We start from the raw sequence: 15,737 nt of genomic DNA, 5'->3' as shown, positions 1-15,737 counted from the left end.
CATTTCAGGAGGCGGTATCCATGCTGAATGACTCCCGGAACTGGCTGGATCTCAGCCGCAATGAACGGTTGATCCTGTCGCTGATCCGCAGGCGCGGGCCTTTGCCCCGCGCGGCCCTGGCCCAGGCGACCGGGCTGTCGGCGCAGGCGATCACGAACCAGACAAGAAAGCTGATCCAGAACGGTTTCCTGGACGAGGGCGCGGTCGTGCGCGGCAAGGTGGGTCAGCCGTCAACGCCGCTTTCCCTGGCCCCCGATGGGGCGTTGTTCCTGGGCCTGAAACTGGGCCGCCGGCTGGTTGAACTGGCCCTGGTGGATTTTACCGGGGCCATAAAGATCCACCGGCAAGAGATATATGCCCATCCGACCCCCGACCGGATCATCGCCTTTGCCCGCCATGGCATCGCCACGATCCTGTCCTCGGTGCCGGATCCGGGGCGAATCGCCGGGCTTGGCGTGGCCACCCCTTTCCGCCTGTGGGACTGGGGCGCCGAGATGGCGGACTGGCACGGCTTCGACCTGGCAGGCCGACTGGCCGAAGACCTGCGGTTTCCGGTTTTCCTGGAAAACGACGGCAGCACCGCTTGCGCGGCCGAGCTGATCTTCGGGCGGCTTTCGCTGCCGCTGGATTTCGTGCATCTTTATATTGCGCATTTCGCGGGCGGCGGCGTGGTCCTCGACGGCCGGCTGCGGGTCGGGCCCGCCCGCAATGCCGGGGCGCTTGGATCCATGCCGGTGCCGGGCGGGCGGCAACTGCTGGACGTGGCCTCGGTCTCGACCCTCGAAGCGCGCTTGGGCCATTCGCTGCCGCCGGACGATTCCGGCTGGGTGGTTCCCGCCGAGATCGAGGGACCCTGGATCGCGGAAGCCGCCAAGGCCCTTGCCTTTTCAGTCTTGGCCGCGACCGCGCTTCTGGATATCCCCGTGGCGGTGGTCGATGGCGCCGTGCCGGCGTCCACCCGCCGCCTGCTGGTCGATGCGACCCGGGCCGAGATTGCAACGCTTCCCGCAGCCGGCATCGACCGGCCGCTGATCCAAGAAGGCAGCTTGGCCCGCAGCGCCCGCATCCTAGGGGCCGCCGCCCTGCCCTTGGCGCATTTCTTCGAACCGGACGGATCCTTGACTTGACAGGGCCGCACCCGCGTTTATAAGCGCCGCTTCCATTGGTGTTGGTGGACCCCGCAAGGGGAAACCTGTCGGGCCCCGGACTGCAAGTCCCTGGCCAAAGGACAACGCCCTTCGAAGCATTGAATGAAGGAGATCAGCGGTGACGAAACGCACCTCTGCCAAGTACAAGATCGACCGTCGCATGGGCGAAAACATCTGGGGCCGTGCCAAATCCCCGGTCAACCGTCGCGAATACGGCCCCGGCCAGCACGGCCAGCGCCGCAAGAACAAGCTGTCGGACTTCGGCACCCAGCTGCGCGCCAAGCAGAAGCTCAAGGGCTATTACGGCGACCTGACCGAAAAGCAGTTCCGCCGCATCTATGCCGAAGCCGAGCGCGTCAAGGGCGACACCGGCGAGAACCTGATCGGCCTGCTGGAGCGCCGCCTGGACGCCGTCGTCTATCGCGCCAAGTTCGTGCCGACCATCTGGGCCGCCCGCCAGTTCGTGAACCACGGCCACATCACCGTGAACGGCCAGCGCGTCAACATCGCGTCTTATCGCGTCAAGGAAGGCGACGTGATCGCCATCCGCGAACGGTCGCGCCAGTTGGCCATCGTGCTGGAAGCCGTCGCCCTGACCGAGCGTGACGTCCCGGACTATCTGGAAGTCGACCACAACAAGATGACCGCCACCTTCGTGCGCACCCCGGCCCTGGGCGACGTGCCCTATGCCGTCGTGATGGAGCCGAACCTGGTCGTCGAATACTACGCCAAGAACTGATCCATCCGGTTCTGCACAAAGACATGGCCGCATCCTTCGGGATGCGGCCTTTTTCGTTTTCCGGCCGAAAATTCGTTTGCCAAGTCAGACTTGGTCAAGTTTATACAAATTGTACATTTCATCTGTCCGCATGTTTTCGCGCCCCCCTGATCGATTCGGCAAAGATGCCGGGTCTGCAATAGGAAGACGACATGCCCTATACAACACCGGTTCCCGGCAGCCTGATTGATCTGGAAGCCGCGACGCCAGTCCTGACACTCCCCCCCACCTTCGTGCTGAACAACCTGGGTTCCCCAACGCAATTCAACCAATACGATGTCGATGCCACCTCTGCGACCACGCTGGACCAGGGAGATGCCCTGACCCTGGTCAACCAGAACGGCGGCACCGTCGATACCGGCACCTTCGCCGGGACGGCGGAACTGTCCACGGCCTCCGTTGGTGCAACGGTACCTGGCCTCTTGCCGGGCATCCCGCTGGGAAGCCTGTCCCTCCGGCTGAACCCGATCGAAGTCGGGGTTTACGTCGATGAGAATGACCAGGCCTTTCTGCTGTCGGACAATCCTCTGACCGAGGATCACCTGAGCGTCATCATCGACTTCAGCTTGGTCGGGATCAGTTTGCCACCCTTGACGGTCCCCATCAGCGGCATTGCCGATGCCTTGGCGGATATTCCGCTTCTAGGAGGGATCGTGGGGCCGGTGACGGATGTTGCCACCGATCTGGCGCAGCAAGTTCTGGATACCGCTGTCCTGTCCCTCGACTATGATCCCGCAGGCACGCTGCCCTTGGACGCCGATGATGTCGTTCCTTGCTTCACGCGCGGCACGGTCATCCTTGCCGCCCACGGCGCTGTGGCGGTCGAGGATCTGGAAGTTGGCACAATGGTGGTGACCCGCGACAACGGCCATCAGCCGATCCGCTGGATCGGCCGGGTCACCCTGTCGGCGAAACGGCTGCGCGCCCAGCCGAACCTGCGCCCGATCCGGATCGCGGTTGGCGCCCTTGGCCCGAACCTTCCGGCGCAACCGCTGGTGGTGTCACCACAGCACCGGATCCTGATCCGGTCGGCCATCGCGCAGCGCATGTTCGGCGCGCCCGAGGTTCTGGTCGCCGCCAAGCAGCTGTTGCCGCTGAAGGGGATCGACATCGCGGACGACCTGGAAACGGTCGAGTATTTCCACATCCTGTTCGACCGGCACGAGATCGTCTTCGCCAACGGGACCGAGACCGAGTCGCTTTATACCGGACCGCAGGCGCTTCGGGGCGTCGGCCGCGCCGCCAAGGCAGAGATCTTCGCCCTGTTCCCGGAACTGGAACGCACGGCCAGCCTGCCGCCCTCGGCACGCGAACTGGCAAGCGGCCGCATGGGGCGCAAGCTGGCAATGCGCCACCTGCAGCACGGCAAGCCCTTGGTGGCGATGCACTGACCCGATGAGATCCGGCGGCCACGGCTGCCGGATTTCCCGCGCATGACACTTCCTCGGCGCGCCGCGATCGACTAGACGGGGCGCGCAAAGGATAGGAACATGACGCAGATCACCCCCAAACCCGGCATCATGGACATTGCGCTTTATGTCAGCGGCGAAAGCAGGCTGGCGGGGCGCGACACGGTGCTGAAGCTGTCCTCGAACGAAAACCCGCTGGGTTGCAGCGAAAAGGCGCGCACGGCCTATGCCGCGGCGGCGGCCGATCTGCATCGCTATCCGAACACCGACCACGCCCCCCTGCGCCGCGCCATCGGCGAGGTTCACGGCCTGGACCCCGACCGGATCATCTGCGGCGTGGGCTCGGACGAGGTCTTGCAGTTCGTGGTCCACGCCTTCGCGGGCGCGGGCGACGAGGTGATCACGACCGAGCACGGCTTTTCCATGTATCCGATCCTGGCGCGGATGGTCGGCGCGACCCCCGTCACCGTTCCCGAAGTCGATCGCCGCATCGACGTGAACGCCATCCTGGTCGCCGTGACGGAACGGACGCGCGTGGTCTTCATCGCCAATCCCGCCAACCCGACCGGCACGATGCTGACCCCGGAGGAGGTTCAGCGCCTTGTGGACGGGCTGCCGCAAACCGTGCTGCTGGTCCATGACGGCGCCTATACCGAATTCGCAGCCGGGGCCGATGGCGGCGCGACACTGGTGGACCGGCATCCGAACGTGATCATGACCCGCACATTCTCCAAGATCCACGGACTTGGCGGGCTGCGGATCGGGTGGGGCTATGCCAGCCGCCAGATCATCGACGTGCTGAACCGCATCCGGCAGCCCTTTAACCTTTCGAATGCCCAGATGGCCGCCGCCGAGGCCGCGATCCGCGACACCGCCTTTCGCGACCATTGCGCCGACCTGAACGCCCGGATGCGCGAACGGCTGCGCAATTCGCTGATCCAGATGGGAATCGGCTGCGACGAAAGCTTCGCGAATTTCGTGCTGGCCCGCTTTGCCGACGCACCCGAGGCCGAGGCCGCCGATGCGGCCCTGCGCGAGGACGGTATCCTCGTGCGCCGCGTGTCCAGCTATGGCCTGCCAGCGGCCTTGCGCATCACGGTCGGCGACGAGGACGGCGTGACCCGCGTGATCGACAGCCTGGGCCGCTTCATGGCGGATCGGAGGGGCGCATGACCGTCATCTATGACCGCGTGGCCCTGATCGGGCTGGGCCTGATCGCCGGGTCCATGTCCCATGCGATCCGCGAAAAGGGACTTGCACGCGAGGTGGTGGGCTTTGCCCGCAGCGCCGGGACGAGAGAGGTCGCCCGGGACATCGGCCTGTGCGACCGCATCACCGACTGCGCGCCTGATGCCGTGGCCGACGCCGATCTGGTGGTGCTGGCGGTGCCCGTGGGTGCGATGGGGCCGGTGGCGGCCGAGATCGCGCCGCATCTGAAACCCGGCGCGACCGTGACGGACGTGGGTTCCGTCAAGCAGTCGGTGATCGACGCGGTGGCGCCCCATATTCCGGCGGGTGTGCATTTCGTGCCCGGCCATCCCTTGGCGGGAACCGAACATTCCGGGCCGCGCGCGGGCTTTGCCAGCCTGTTCCAGAACCGCTGGTGGCTGCTGACCCCCCTGCCCGACACCGATCCCGCCGCCGCCGCCCGCCTGTCGGATCTGGTCCGTGCGATGGGTGCCAAGACCGACACCATGGAACCGGCGCATCACGACCTGGTTCTGGCCGTGACCAGCCATGCGCCGCACCTGATCGCCTATACGATGGTAGGCGTCGCCGACCACCTGCGCCGCGTCACGGACGAGGAAGTGATCCAGTATTCCGCCGCCGGTTTCCGCGATTTCACCCGGATCGCCGCCAGCGATCCGACCATGTGGCGCGACGTGTTCCTTCACAACAAGGAGGCCACGTTGGACATCCTGGGCCGCTTCACCGAGGAACTGTTCGTCCTGCAGCGTGCGATCCGCATGGGCGACGGGCAGCAGTTGTTCGACTATTTCACCCGCACCCGCGCCATCCGCCGCGGCATCATCGAGGCGGGCCAGGATACGGCGGCGCCCGACTTCGGCCGCGTCAGCCCTGCACGCTAGGGTCCGGCCAGACCGGCGCAGGGCCGATCTGGATCCCGCCCAGATACATCTGTCCGTCCCGCATCTCGACCGGGATGCGCAATTCTCCCTGCGGCGCTGCCGGCATCGGGGGCTGACCGGGAATGGGCGGGCCAGAGAAATCCGCCTGGCCGATGCGGTTCAGCATCGCCCTGACCAGCAGTCCGACCTGCGGAGGCAGTACCCCCTGCTCGGCCGCGCTTTCCAGCATGGCACCGGCATCGCTGGCATAGATCGCCAGCCGCCCCTCGACCCGGCCATCGGCCCCCTTGAGGATCAGCCCCACCACCCGCAGCCGAAAGCGGCGGGCATCGATGTCCAACCCTTCGGTCAACACGCGCTGCACCACCGGTTGCGCATCCGCATTGGACAGCCCGATCGGCCGGTCCAGCCAAAGGCGCAATCCGCCCGATAGCGCCGCAAGCTGTGGGAAGTGCAGATCGGGCAGGTCGGGATGGATGTTATAGGCCACGCCTTCTGCCCGGTCATCGGAAACGGCCTGCAGGGTGATCCCGCCTTGTCCCGACAAGGGCGTGCCATCCAGTCCGACGCCCGCGAACCGGGTTTCAAGATGCCGAAGGCGACCGCCGATCGGTGACAAGCGAAGGCTGGCCGTCGCGTCGGACAAGTCCAGCCGCTGTTGCCCATCTGTCGTGTCCAGCAAGGCCGTAGGGGGGAGGATCGCACGGGCGGTTAGGGGCGCCCAGGGGGCCACCCAAGCGTCCAGGCGCGGCAGCGTCAAAGCACCCGCCTGCACCGGCACCGTCAGGCCTTGCAGCGCCAGTCCCAGCCGCAACGGGCCTGGCTGCCCGTCCACAGTGTCCGCCTGCACATGCCTACGGGCTTGCGAGACCAGCAGAGGCTCGGCCACCAGCCACCCCCCGGCCAGCAGCAGCACGATCAGCATCGGCAGTCTTGCCCGTCCCATCAGCCCGCCATTTCGCCTGCGGCGCCCTTTTATCCTGATACACGCTATCCTAACCTGCGGTGAATGGACGGGTTCGAGCGGATGCGAAAGATTGATTGGGTCTTCGGCTACGGATCGCTGATCTGGGATCCGGGCTTTGCCCCGGCCGAGGCGGTGCGGGCCTGGACGACCGGCTATGCCCGCAGCTTCTGCCTGCGGTCGATCCAGCATCGCGGCACCAGGACACGGCCCGGCCTGGTGCTTGGCCTGGACGAACAACCAGATGCCGAATGCGGCGGCCTGGCCCTGCGCATCGCCGATCACGACCATGACGAGGTGTTGGCCTATCTTCGCGCGCGCGAACTGGTGACCGATGCCTATCAGGAAGCGATCCTGCCCCTGCGTCTGGAAGACGGCCGCCGGGTCGAGGGTCTGGCCTATGTCATGCGCCGCGACCACGTTCAGTATGCGGGCGGCCTGTCCCTGGCCGAACAGGCGCGGATCATCGCCCATGCGCATGGCGGGCGGGGTCCGAACGCCGAATACCTGTTCAATACCGCAGCCCATCTGACGCAGATCGGGCTTGGCGATGCGACGCTGGATCACCTGACGGGCGAAGTGCGCAAGCTGCTGGAAAGGGACGGAAACCGCAGCACCTGACGTTCGGATCGCTTGGCAAGCGAAAGGCCGCACCCTACACTTGGCCGAACAGTCTCGGCCATGGGAAGGCGACCAGTTGAGCGAACCATCCAGCAGCCATGGGCGCGACGCGTCCGGCCTTGGGCAACGGATCGGCCCGGCGCATCGTCGGATCACCGCCACGCGTTCCCACCATGCCGGGCCTTCCAATCCGCACTTCTCGCAGCCCATCCGCCAGATCGTGATGATGGTCACGGTTCTGGCCCTGGTGCTGGCAGGCGGCTGGGTCGCCTATGGCCGGATCCTTCCGATCTTCCAGGCGAACCTCTGGCTGAACGGGGTGATCCTGGGCGTCTTCGCGATCGGCGTGCTGGCCTGTTTCTGGCAGGTCGGCCAGTTGATCCGTTCGGTCAGCTGGATCGAACGCTTTGCCGAGCGCAGGCACCGCGCCGTCGAGAAAGGGATCGCCGCGCGGGGCGAGGCCGATACCAGCGACCAGCCGCCACGCCTTCTGGCACCGCTGGCCGCCCTGCTGGGCACGCGCGGCCCGGCGGGGGGGGTGATCTCGACCGGGGCGGCCACCTCGATCCTGGATTCCGTCGCGACGCGCATCGACGAACTTCGCGACATCACCCGATACCTGTCCAACCTGCTGATCTTCCTTGGCCTGCTTGGAACCTTCTATGGCCTTGCGACGACCATCCCGGCCGTCGTGGAAACCATCCGCAGCCTGGCCCCGCAGGAAGGCGAAAGCGGCATCCAGGTCTTCGACAAGCTGATGAGCGGGCTGGAAGCGCAGCTTGGCGGCATGGCCACGGCCTTTTCGTCATCGCTGCTGGGACTTGCCGGATCGCTGGTGGTGGGCCTGCTGGAGCTGTTCGCCACCCATGGCCAGAACCGTTTCTACCGCGAGCTTGAGGAATGGATGTCGGGCTTTACCCGCGTCGGCATGGCCGGGGCGGAAGGCGACGCGGTCGATCAGGCCGCCTTGGCCGGCTTCCTGGAACACATGGCGGGCCAGATGGACCGCCTGCAACAATTCCAGGCCGAACGGGATCTGCAGCGCGACGAAGCCGCCGCAATGGCAGACGAACGCGTGGTGGTGATGGCCCAGGCGGTCGAGGCCCTGATCCAGCGCGGCGAAACGGAACGCGAGTCGTCCTTGTCCCGCACCGCATCGTTGACCGAGGCGTTGTCGCGCCTTGCCGAAGGCCAAGACCGGTTGGTCGATCTGGCGCGGGCGCAGGCCGAACGCCCGGTGTCGCAGCCCCTCGACATGTCGGGGATCGAAGCTGCCCTGAACCGTCTTTCCGTCGATCTGACCGAAGGGCGCGATGAAATGGTGGCCGAACTGCGCTCCGATATCCTGGTCCTGACCCGCGCTGTCCGCGCCGCACGCTTCAACGATCCGTTCCGCGACGACCTGCTGCGCGATCCCCTGGTCTCTCGCGAGAGGAGTTGAGGCATGGCATTGCGCCGCGCCGCTACGGGGCACCGCTTCACCAGCAACATCTGGCCGGGTTTCGTGGACGCCCTGGCCACGCTGCTGATGGTGCTGGTCTTCGTGCTGACCATCTTCACGGTCATGCAATCGGTGCTGCGCGATCAGATCACCGACAAGGACGACACCATCACCGAACAGGGCGAGACCATCACGAAACAGGGCGCGGTGATTTCCAGCCAGGAACAGCGGCTGGAAGAACTGGGCCGGCAAGTCGCGGCCCTGGGTCAGGCCCTGACCGCGTCCGAGGATCGGGAAACCACCCTGCAAGACCGTCTGGACGATGCCGAAGCCGAAGCCCGCGACAGGGCGGCCCGGATCACCCGGCTGTCCACGCAACTGGAAACCAGCCAGGGCGAACTGGCACAGGCTCGGTCCCGCCTGACGGATTTCGAGGCCGAGGTGGCGGCCCTGATGGCCGCGCGCGTGGCCGACCGCGAACAGGCCGAGGCACGTCAGCGTCAGATGCAGACGCAACTGACGGAACAGCAGAACCGCGCCAGCGCCGCGGAACTGGCCGTGGCGGCGGCACGGCAGGAAATCGACGCCCAGGCCGAACAGGCCCGGCTGGCCGCCGCGAGGAGAGAGGCGCTGGAGGCGCTGACCGCCGACCTGCGCCGGCAAAACCAGGAGGCAACGACGCGGGCCGAGGCCTTGCAAGCCGAACTGACCGAAGCCGAGGCCATGCGCCTGACCGATGCCGAGGCGGCGCGCGCCTTGCGCGAACGTCTGGAACGCGCCGACGCCGAACTGACCGCGATGACCCTGTCGCTGGAAGAAAGCCGCAAGCGCGCCGAGGAAACCCTGACCCTGCTGGCCGCTGCCGAGGCGGCGCGCGATCAGGCGACCGCCCAGGCCCAGCAGAACCTGACCGAGGCACAGCGTCAGGCCGCCCTGCTTGCAACGGCACAGAAGGCGCTGAGCGACCAGACTGCCCTGTCCGAGGATGGGCAGCGTCGGGCCGCCCTGCTGAACGAGCAGGTGGCATCGCTGACGGCGCAACTGGGTTCCTTGCAGGCGCTTCTGGATGCTGCGGGCGACCAACAGCGACAAGCGGAACTGCGGGTCGAGGACCTGGGGCGGCAACTGAACGCCGCGCTGCTGGTGGCTGCTGAGGAAAAGGACCGCCGCCTGACGCTTGAGGAACAGGCCCGCCAAAAGGCCGAGGAGGAAGCGCGCGATCTGGCCCGCTATCGGTCCGAATTCTTCGGGCGCCTGTCCGAGATCCTGTCGGGGCGCGAAGGCGTGCAGGTTGTGGGCGACCGCTTCGTCTTCCAGTCCGAAGTCCTGTTCGCACCGGGCGAGGCCACGCTGTCACCGGCGGGCCAGGACCAGGTCGCCCGCGTGGCGCGGATGCTGTCCGAGATTGCGGATGAAATCCCCCCCGAGATCGACTGGATCATCCGCGTGGACGGCCATACCGACAGCACCCCGCTCTCAGGAGCAGGCCGGTATCGGGATAACTGGGAACTCAGCCAGGCGCGGGCACTGGCCGTGGTGCGCTATATGGTCGACCGGCTGGGCTTTCCGTCGAACAGGCTTGCGCCGGCAGGCTTTGCCGATACCCGCCCCATTTCTTCCGGGAACACGCCCGAGGCTCTGGCATCCAACCGCCGGATCGAACTGAAGCTGACCGAACGCTGAATCCGTCCCGTCAGGCGGGTTGCTTGTGCGCGGCAGGAACGCCCGCCAACCGCTTCATGTGGTGTTCGATTTCCGCATTCACCTCGGCCCCGACCAGGACGATGGTGGCCGCCAGCCAAAGCCACATCATCAAGCCCACGACCGCCCCCAGCGATCCGTAGGTTTCATTGTAGTTGGCGAAATTCGCCGCATACCAGCTGAACAAGACCGAGGTGATGACCAGCGTCACGGCCGCCAGCACCGCGCCGGGCGATATCCATCGCCAGCGGGGATCGGGTGCCGCAGGTCCCCAGCGATACAGTGCGGCAAGGGCCAGGATCAACACTCCGAACATGATGGGCCAGCGGATCAGTCCCACCCAGCTTCGTGTCGATTCGGACAAAGGCAGCATCTCCAACAGGATCGGGATCACCGCAATCGTGCCCAGCATCAGCACGACCATGATCAATCCTCCCAGGGTGAAGCCCATCGCAACGACGTTCAGGCGCAGGAATCCACGGGTTTCGGACTTGTAGAATGCCAGGTTCAGGGCCGACAGCATCGCCTTCATTCCGCCATTGGCGGAATAGAAGGCGATCAGCAGCCCCCCGATCCCGGCCAGCGACAAGGCCGTCCGGGGCGAGGACGTGATCGCATTGACCTGATCGCGGATGATGCCCAGTGCCTCTTGGGGCAGGAAGCTTTCCAGCATGTCCAGATGCCCGGCGATCGTCGCGGGATCGGCCACAAGGCCATAGATGGACACGAAGGCCGTCAATGCGGGAAACAGCGAAAGCAGGCAGAAGAAGGTTATCCCTCCTGCGACGGCCGTCACCCTGTCAACGCCGATCTGGGTCACCGTCGCTTTCGCAATCGCCACGACGTCGGCCCATTGCAGATCGCGCAGGCCGACATCCTTGCCCGCCAGCCGCGCGGCTGGCGGCTCGGGGACGGCCGTGTTCAGCGGGTCTCCCTTCATTCCGAAGCGCTGACGGGTCGGATCGTCCAAATCCCCGAACAACGCGTCAAGAACGCCGGGCGTATTACTTTGCATCACACACCCCGCCTTGTCAGGGGATCAGAGCCGGTGGGTCCGGTCGTCACCACCCGAATGCCGAGAATGACCGGGCTGTTCACCCCGCAAGGCAGACCGCAACTGATCGGCCGCACCGGCAAATTCATGGACGATCTCGGTCGCCTGGCCTGCCACGCCGCGGAAGCTCTCGACCGCGATGGACATGGATTTCGCAACGTTTTCGAGACTTTCGGACAGCTTTGTCGAGGTCTCGATCAGGCTTTCCGCGAAATTCTTCTTTCGCACCTTCGGCTTGGATGAGGACGGGGGAGACCGGCGCTGCGAGGCGTCTGCCCGCAGGCGGGCGATCTCTTGCCGGTCATCGCGTTCCTGGGCGCGGACCCGGCGGCGCATCGCCTCGCGCTCGTCCTCGTCCATGCGGGCGATATGCGGCGGGGTGTGGTGGCGCGTCTGGCCGGAGGATGAGTCGTCCGACATCGCCTCGGCGATCTTGCGGACGGCCAGCACGGCCGCGGCGGTCCCGCCTGCGACGCCAAGGGCGATTCCGCCCCAGACCGCGATCTTCGTTCCCGTCGCCGGGCTGGGATAGGCCGATCGCCCGTCCGGCGAAACGCGGCCCGACGGAATCACCCGGCGGGCATGAGCCGTCCCATGCGGCACATGATGGCCCTTGGGGACGGGACGCGGGCCAAAGCGGGTTTCGCTGGTGTGATCGGCTTCGGTCATGGGACGGTTGTCGTTATCGGTCGGGTGCATCGCTTCTCTCCGGTCTTGTCGGATTGATCTGTTCACCAACAGCCTGCACAGCGGGAATGTTCCCCGCCATGGCGCCAGGCCCATCGAAAACTTGCCCCCGCGTCATCAGCCCGCTATGCCCGCCCCAACCGGAAAAGAGGCCCTCATGATCCCCCGTTATGCCCGCCCCGAGATGACCGCCATCTGGTCCCCCGAGACCAAGTTCCGCATCTGGTATGAAATCGAGGCCCATGCCTGCGACGCCCAGGCCGACCTGGGCGTCATCCCGCGCGAAAGCGCCGAAGCCGTCTGGCGCGCCAAGGACGTGGAATTCGACGTGGCCCGCATCGACGAGATCGAGGCCGTCACCAAGCATGACGTGATCGCCTTCCTGACGCACCTGGCCGAGCATGTCGGCGCCGAGGAAGCGCGCTTCGTCCACCAGGGCATGACCAGCAGCGACGTTCTGGACACCACGCTGAACGTCCAGCTTGTCCGCGCCGCCGATATCCTGCTGGCCGACATGGACCGGGTGCTGGAAGCGCTGAAGCGCCGCGCCTATGAACACAAGGACACGGTCCGCATCGGCCGGAGCCATGGCATCCATGCCGAACCCACCACGATGGGCCTGACCTTTGCCCGCTTCTATGCGGAAATGGACCGCAACCGGACGCGGCTGGAACAGGCCCGGCAAGAGGTCGCGACCGGCGCGATTTCCGGCGCGGTCGGCACATTCGCCAATATCGACCCGGCGGTCGAGGAACATGTCTGCGCGAAACTGGGCCTGCGCCCGGAACCGATCAGCACGCAGGTCATCCCGCGCGACCGCCATGCGATGTTCTTCGCCACCCTGGGCGTCATCGCATCAAGCATCGAAAACATCGCCATCGAGATCCGCCACATGCAGCGGACCGAGGTGCTGGAGGCCGAGGAATTCTTCAGCCCCGGCCAGAAAGGGTCGTCCGCGATGCCCCACAAGCGCAACCCGGTCCTGACCGAGAACCTGACGGGCCTTGCCCGTCTGGTGCGCATGGCGGTCGTTCCGGCGATGGAGAACGTGGCGCTGTGGCACGAACGCGACATCAGCCATTCCTCGGTCGAACGCGGCATCGCCCCGGACGCGACGATCACGCTGGACTTCGCGCTGAACCGTTTGGCAGGGGTGATCGAGAAACTGGTCGTCTATCCCGAAAACATGCTGAAGAACATGAACAAGTTCAAGGGCCTGATCATGTCGCAGCGGGTTCTTCTGGCATTGACCCAGGCAGGGGTCTCGCGCGAGGACGCCTATCGTCTGGTACAAAGAAACGCCATGAAGGTCTGGGAACAAGGCGCTGATTTCAGGGAAGAACTGCTTGCCGACCCCGAAGTGACGCGCGCTCTTTCCCCCGCAGTGATCGAAGAACAATTCGACCTGGGCTATCACACCAAGCATGTGGACACGATCTTCCGGCGCGTGTTCGAAGACGGCCGGACCTAGGATCGCGTAAACCGGATATTAGGAAAGCCCTGCCAGATTGGCCGCATGGACGGTCGATCTGGTGGGACCATGACGATACATACGGGATTGAGCCAGCGGCAAAAGGCGGCGGTGATCGTGCGCCTGCTTCTGGACGACAACGAGGCATCCAGCCTGTCGCGGCTGGACAGCGAAAGCCAGACCCTTCTGGCCGAGGAAATGGCGGGGATGGAGCTGATCGACCGCCAGACGCGCGACGCCATCATCACCGAATTCTGCGACCGGCTGGAATCGGTCGGCGTGACCTTTCCGGGCGATCTGGACGGAACGCTTGCCATGCTGGGCGCGCAGTTGTCCGAGGACAGCACCGACCGCCTGCGGCGACGCGCGGCCGTGTCCGGGCGCGGCGATCCCTGGCCCCGGATCGCGGCCCTGCCCGCCCCGGCCATCGAAGCCCTGGCCAAGTCCGAAGCGGTCGAGATGGTGGCCCTGATGCTGTCGAAACTGCCGGTGGAGCGCGCCTCGGAACTGTTCGTGGGGCTGCCCCGCGAACGGGCGCGGGCCGTGGCGCAAGCCATGTCCATGACGGCGGGCGTGACGCCCGAATCGCTGCACCGCGTCGGTCTGATCCTGCTTCAGGCGGCCGAGGCCCTGCCGCGACCCGCAATCCCAACCCCGGCCACGGACCGCATGGGGGCGATCCTGAATTTCGCGACCGCTGACCTGCGCGACGACGTGCTGAACAGCCTCGACACTCATGATGCGGATTTCGCCGGCAATGTGCGCAAGGCGATCTTCATCTTCGCCCATATTCCCGCCCGCATCCTTCCCCGCGACGTTCCCCGGATCGTGCGCGAGGTCGAACAGCCGGTCCTGGTCCGCGCCCTGGCCGCACAGGACGAGGCCGACGCCGCAGCCGCCGAATTCATCCTGTCGAACCTGTCGCAGCGCATGTCCGACGGCCTGAGAGAAGAGCGCAACGATCTGGGCAAGCTGCGGGCATCGGATATCGAGGAAGCCATGACCGAGGTCGTCAGCGCCATCCGCCGTCTTGAGGAAGCCGGAGAGATCACGCTGATCCTGCCCCAGGATGAGGATTGAGTGCGCTTGCACGGATGCCCCGCCCGTCCGATAACAGGCCATGACCAATGCCATCGCCATCCTGATCGTGCTTGCGGTTCTGGGTCTGATCGTCGCCGATCATCTCTGGCTGCAGTGGCAGGTGCCCTTGGCGATGGCCAGGACGCTGGACGGGTTCATCGAATATCTCAGCTTCTGGCGCTAACACGAAGGCTTCATGCCGCAGGGCATTTGCATCAGCCGGAACTGCGCGATACGAGGGGCGCAACGTCACTTGGTCGGGAGAGAAAACCATGGCTGTCAAAGTTGCGATCAACGGTTTCGGGCGCATCGGGCGCAACGTGCTGCGCGCGATCATCGAATCCGGCCGCACCGATATCGAGGTCGTCGCGATCAACGATCTGGGTCCGGTCGAGACCAACGCGCATCTGCTGCGCTATGACAGCGTGCACGGCCGCTTCCCGGCCGAAGTCAAGGTCAACGGCGATTCCATCGACGTGGGCCAAGGCCCGATCAAGGTGACGGCGATCCGCAACCCGGCCGATCTGCCCTGGGGCGATGTGGACGTGGCCCTGGAATGCACCGGCATCTTCACCAGCGGTGACAAGGCCGCAGTCCACCTGCAAAACGGCTCGAAGCGCGTTCTGGTCTCGGCTCCCGTCTCGGGCGAATGGTCGACCGACCGTGCGCTGAAGACGATCGTCTATGGCGTGAACCACCAGACCCTGGAATCCGAGGATCACGTCGTCTCGAACGCGTCCTGCACGACGAACTGCCTGTCGCCCGTGGCGCAAGTGCTGAACCAGGCGATCGGCATCAATCGCGGCTTCATGACCACCATCCACAGCTATACCGGCGACCAGCCGACGCTGGACACGATGCACAAGGATCTGTACCGCGCCCGCGCCGCCGCCCTGTCGATGATCCCGACCTCGACCGGCGCGGCCAAGGCCGTGGGCCTGGTTCTGCCGGAACTCAAGGGCAAGCTGGACGGCGTGGCGATCCGCGTGCCCACGCCCAACGTCTCGGTCGTGGACCTGACCTTCGAGGCAAGCCGCGACACCTCGGTCGAGGAAATCAACGCCGCGATCAAGGCCGCCGCCGACGGTCCGATGAAGGGTATCCTGGGCTATACCGAGGAGAGCCTGGTTTCGTCGGACTTCAACCATGATCCGCATTCCTCGATCTTCCACATGGACCAGACCAAGGTCATGGAAGGCCGGCTGTGCCGCATCCTGACCTGGTACGACAACGAATGGGGCTTCTCGAACCGCATGTCGGATACGGCTGTGGCCATGGGCAAGCTGATCTGAA

At 65.6% G+C, this 15,737-nt stretch carries 15 protein-coding genes; 12 read left to right on the top strand and 3 right to left on the bottom strand.

Annotated features, from left to right (window positions below):
• Nucleotides 1–20 precede the first annotated feature (20 nt).
• The 5 genes from IEX25_RS05070 (at nucleotide 21) to IEX25_RS05050 (ending at nucleotide 5,425) form a co-directional block, all read left to right on the top strand.
• The gene (locus IEX25_RS05070) at nucleotides 21–1,127 is read left to right on the top strand and encodes an ROK family transcriptional regulator (RefSeq protein ID WP_188714272.1); all 1,107 of its coding nucleotides are present in this window, start codon (nucleotides 21–23) and stop codon (nucleotides 1,125–1,127) included.
• Nucleotides 1,128–1,266: 139 nt separating this feature from the next.
• Entirely contained in the window at nucleotides 1,267–1,887 is a 621-nt protein-coding gene (gene rpsD, locus IEX25_RS05065; RefSeq protein ID WP_103172790.1) for a 30S ribosomal protein S4, read from the top strand.
• Nucleotides 1,888–2,078: 191 nt separating this feature from the next.
• Entirely contained in the window at nucleotides 2,079–3,317 is a 1,239-nt protein-coding gene (locus IEX25_RS05060; protein ID WP_188714271.1) for a Hint domain-containing protein, read from the top strand.
• 99 nt (nucleotides 3,318–3,416) lie between these two features.
• Nucleotides 3,417–4,508: a histidinol-phosphate transaminase gene (gene hisC, locus IEX25_RS05055; RefSeq protein WP_188714270.1), complete on the top strand. Its 1,092-nt coding sequence runs from the start codon at nucleotides 3,417–3,419 to the stop codon at nucleotides 4,506–4,508.
• The gene (locus tag IEX25_RS05050) at nucleotides 4,505–5,425 is read left to right on the top strand and encodes a prephenate/arogenate dehydrogenase family protein (RefSeq protein WP_188714269.1); all 921 of its coding nucleotides are present in this window, start codon (nucleotides 4,505–4,507) and stop codon (nucleotides 5,423–5,425) included. The genes hisC and IEX25_RS05050 overlap by 4 nt, the downstream gene beginning before the upstream one ends.
• Here the strand turns inward: IEX25_RS05050 and IEX25_RS05045 are convergent.
• Nucleotides 5,409–6,371 (bottom strand): DUF2125 domain-containing protein, encoded by a 963-nt coding sequence (locus IEX25_RS05045; RefSeq protein ID WP_188714268.1) that lies wholly within the window; start codon nucleotides 6,369–6,371, stop codon nucleotides 5,409–5,411. The two genes, IEX25_RS05050 and IEX25_RS05045, sit on opposite strands and share 17 nt — an antisense overlap.
• 81 nt (nucleotides 6,372–6,452) lie before the next feature.
• On the opposite strand from IEX25_RS05045, the gene IEX25_RS05040 reads away from it, so the two are divergent.
• The 3 genes from IEX25_RS05040 (at nucleotide 6,453) to IEX25_RS05030 (ending at nucleotide 10,134) form a co-directional block, all read left to right on the top strand.
• Entirely contained in the window at nucleotides 6,453–7,010 is a 558-nt protein-coding gene (locus tag IEX25_RS05040) for a gamma-glutamylcyclotransferase (RefSeq protein ID WP_188714267.1), read from the top strand.
• Between the two features lie 76 nt (nucleotides 7,011–7,086).
• On the top strand, nucleotides 7,087–8,451 hold the full coding sequence (locus IEX25_RS05035) for a hypothetical protein (protein WP_188714266.1): 1,365 nt from the start codon (nucleotides 7,087–7,089) through the stop codon (nucleotides 8,449–8,451).
• A 3-nt stretch (nucleotides 8,452–8,454) separates the two neighbouring features.
• Nucleotides 8,455–10,134, top strand: coding sequence for a peptidoglycan -binding protein (locus IEX25_RS05030; RefSeq protein WP_188714265.1), 1,680 nt, complete (start codon nucleotides 8,455–8,457; stop codon nucleotides 10,132–10,134).
• A gap of 10 nt (nucleotides 10,135–10,144) precedes the next feature.
• On the opposite strand, the gene IEX25_RS05025 is transcribed toward IEX25_RS05030, so the two are convergent.
• Both IEX25_RS05025 and IEX25_RS05020 read right to left on the bottom strand, forming a co-directional pair.
• On the bottom strand, nucleotides 10,145–11,167 hold the full coding sequence (locus tag IEX25_RS05025; RefSeq protein ID WP_188714264.1) for a YihY/virulence factor BrkB family protein: 1,023 nt from the start codon (nucleotides 11,165–11,167) through the stop codon (nucleotides 10,145–10,147).
• Between the two features lie 24 nt (nucleotides 11,168–11,191).
• On the bottom strand, nucleotides 11,192–11,905 hold the full coding sequence (locus IEX25_RS05020; RefSeq protein WP_188714263.1) for a hypothetical protein: 714 nt from the start codon (nucleotides 11,903–11,905) through the stop codon (nucleotides 11,192–11,194).
• A 145-nt stretch (nucleotides 11,906–12,050) separates the two neighbouring features.
• On the opposite strand from IEX25_RS05020, the gene purB reads away from it, so the two are divergent.
• The 4 genes from purB (at nucleotide 12,051) to gap (ending at nucleotide 15,736) form a co-directional block, all read left to right on the top strand.
• Nucleotides 12,051–13,364, top strand: coding sequence for an adenylosuccinate lyase (purB, locus tag IEX25_RS05015; protein WP_188714262.1), 1,314 nt, complete (start codon nucleotides 12,051–12,053; stop codon nucleotides 13,362–13,364).
• A 69-nt stretch (nucleotides 13,365–13,433) separates the two neighbouring features.
• Complete coding sequence (locus IEX25_RS05010; RefSeq protein WP_188714261.1) at nucleotides 13,434–14,444, top strand: FliG C-terminal domain-containing protein; 1,011 nt, start codon at nucleotides 13,434–13,436, stop codon at nucleotides 14,442–14,444.
• A 40-nt stretch (nucleotides 14,445–14,484) separates the two neighbouring features.
• The gene (locus tag IEX25_RS05005; protein WP_188714260.1) at nucleotides 14,485–14,628 is read left to right on the top strand and encodes a hypothetical protein; all 144 of its coding nucleotides are present in this window, start codon (nucleotides 14,485–14,487) and stop codon (nucleotides 14,626–14,628) included.
• Between the two features lie 88 nt (nucleotides 14,629–14,716).
• Entirely contained in the window at nucleotides 14,717–15,736 is a 1,020-nt protein-coding gene (gap, locus tag IEX25_RS05000; RefSeq protein ID WP_103172801.1) for a type I glyceraldehyde-3-phosphate dehydrogenase, read from the top strand.
• The last annotated feature ends 1 nt before the right edge of the window (nucleotide 15,737 follow it).

The organism is Paracoccus acridae, from assembly GCF_014642735.1.
In the GTDB taxonomy this organism is placed as follows: Bacteria; Pseudomonadota; Alphaproteobacteria; order Rhodobacterales; family Rhodobacteraceae; genus Paracoccus; species Paracoccus acridae.
Note: the sequence above shows the minus strand (reverse complement) of the source record. Positions and strands in the feature narration are given on the sequence as shown.

Excerpts from the sequence above, each read along its gene's own strand:
- IEX25_RS05005 (WP_188714260.1), top strand. The coding sequence starts at position 14,485 with ATGACCAATGCCATCGCCATCCTGATCGTGCTTGCGGTTCTGGGTCTG.
- IEX25_RS05030 (WP_188714265.1), top strand. The coding sequence starts at position 8,455 with ATGGCATTGCGCCGCGCCGCTACGGGGCACCGCTTCACCAGCAACATC.
- IEX25_RS05050 (WP_188714269.1), top strand. The coding sequence starts at position 4,505 with ATGACCGTCATCTATGACCGCGTGGCCCTGATCGGGCTGGGCCTGATC.
- IEX25_RS05025 (WP_188714264.1), bottom strand. The coding sequence starts at position 11,167 with ATGCAAAGTAATACGCCCGGCGTTCTTGACGCGTTGTTCGGGGATTTG.
- hisC (WP_188714270.1), top strand. The coding sequence starts at position 3,417 with ATGACGCAGATCACCCCCAAACCCGGCATCATGGACATTGCGCTTTAT.
- purB (WP_188714262.1), top strand. The coding sequence starts at position 12,051 with ATGATCCCCCGTTATGCCCGCCCCGAGATGACCGCCATCTGGTCCCCC.
- IEX25_RS05070 (WP_188714272.1), top strand. The coding sequence starts at position 21 with ATGCTGAATGACTCCCGGAACTGGCTGGATCTCAGCCGCAATGAACGG.
- IEX25_RS05020 (WP_188714263.1), bottom strand. The coding sequence starts at position 11,905 with ATGCACCCGACCGATAACGACAACCGTCCCATGACCGAAGCCGATCAC.
- IEX25_RS05040 (WP_188714267.1), top strand. The coding sequence starts at position 6,453 with ATGCGAAAGATTGATTGGGTCTTCGGCTACGGATCGCTGATCTGGGAT.
- IEX25_RS05045 (WP_188714268.1), bottom strand. The coding sequence starts at position 6,371 with ATGGGACGGGCAAGACTGCCGATGCTGATCGTGCTGCTGCTGGCCGGG.
- gap (WP_103172801.1), top strand. The coding sequence starts at position 14,717 with ATGGCTGTCAAAGTTGCGATCAACGGTTTCGGGCGCATCGGGCGCAAC.
- IEX25_RS05060 (WP_188714271.1), top strand. The coding sequence starts at position 2,079 with ATGCCCTATACAACACCGGTTCCCGGCAGCCTGATTGATCTGGAAGCC.
- IEX25_RS05010 (WP_188714261.1), top strand. The coding sequence starts at position 13,434 with ATGACGATACATACGGGATTGAGCCAGCGGCAAAAGGCGGCGGTGATC.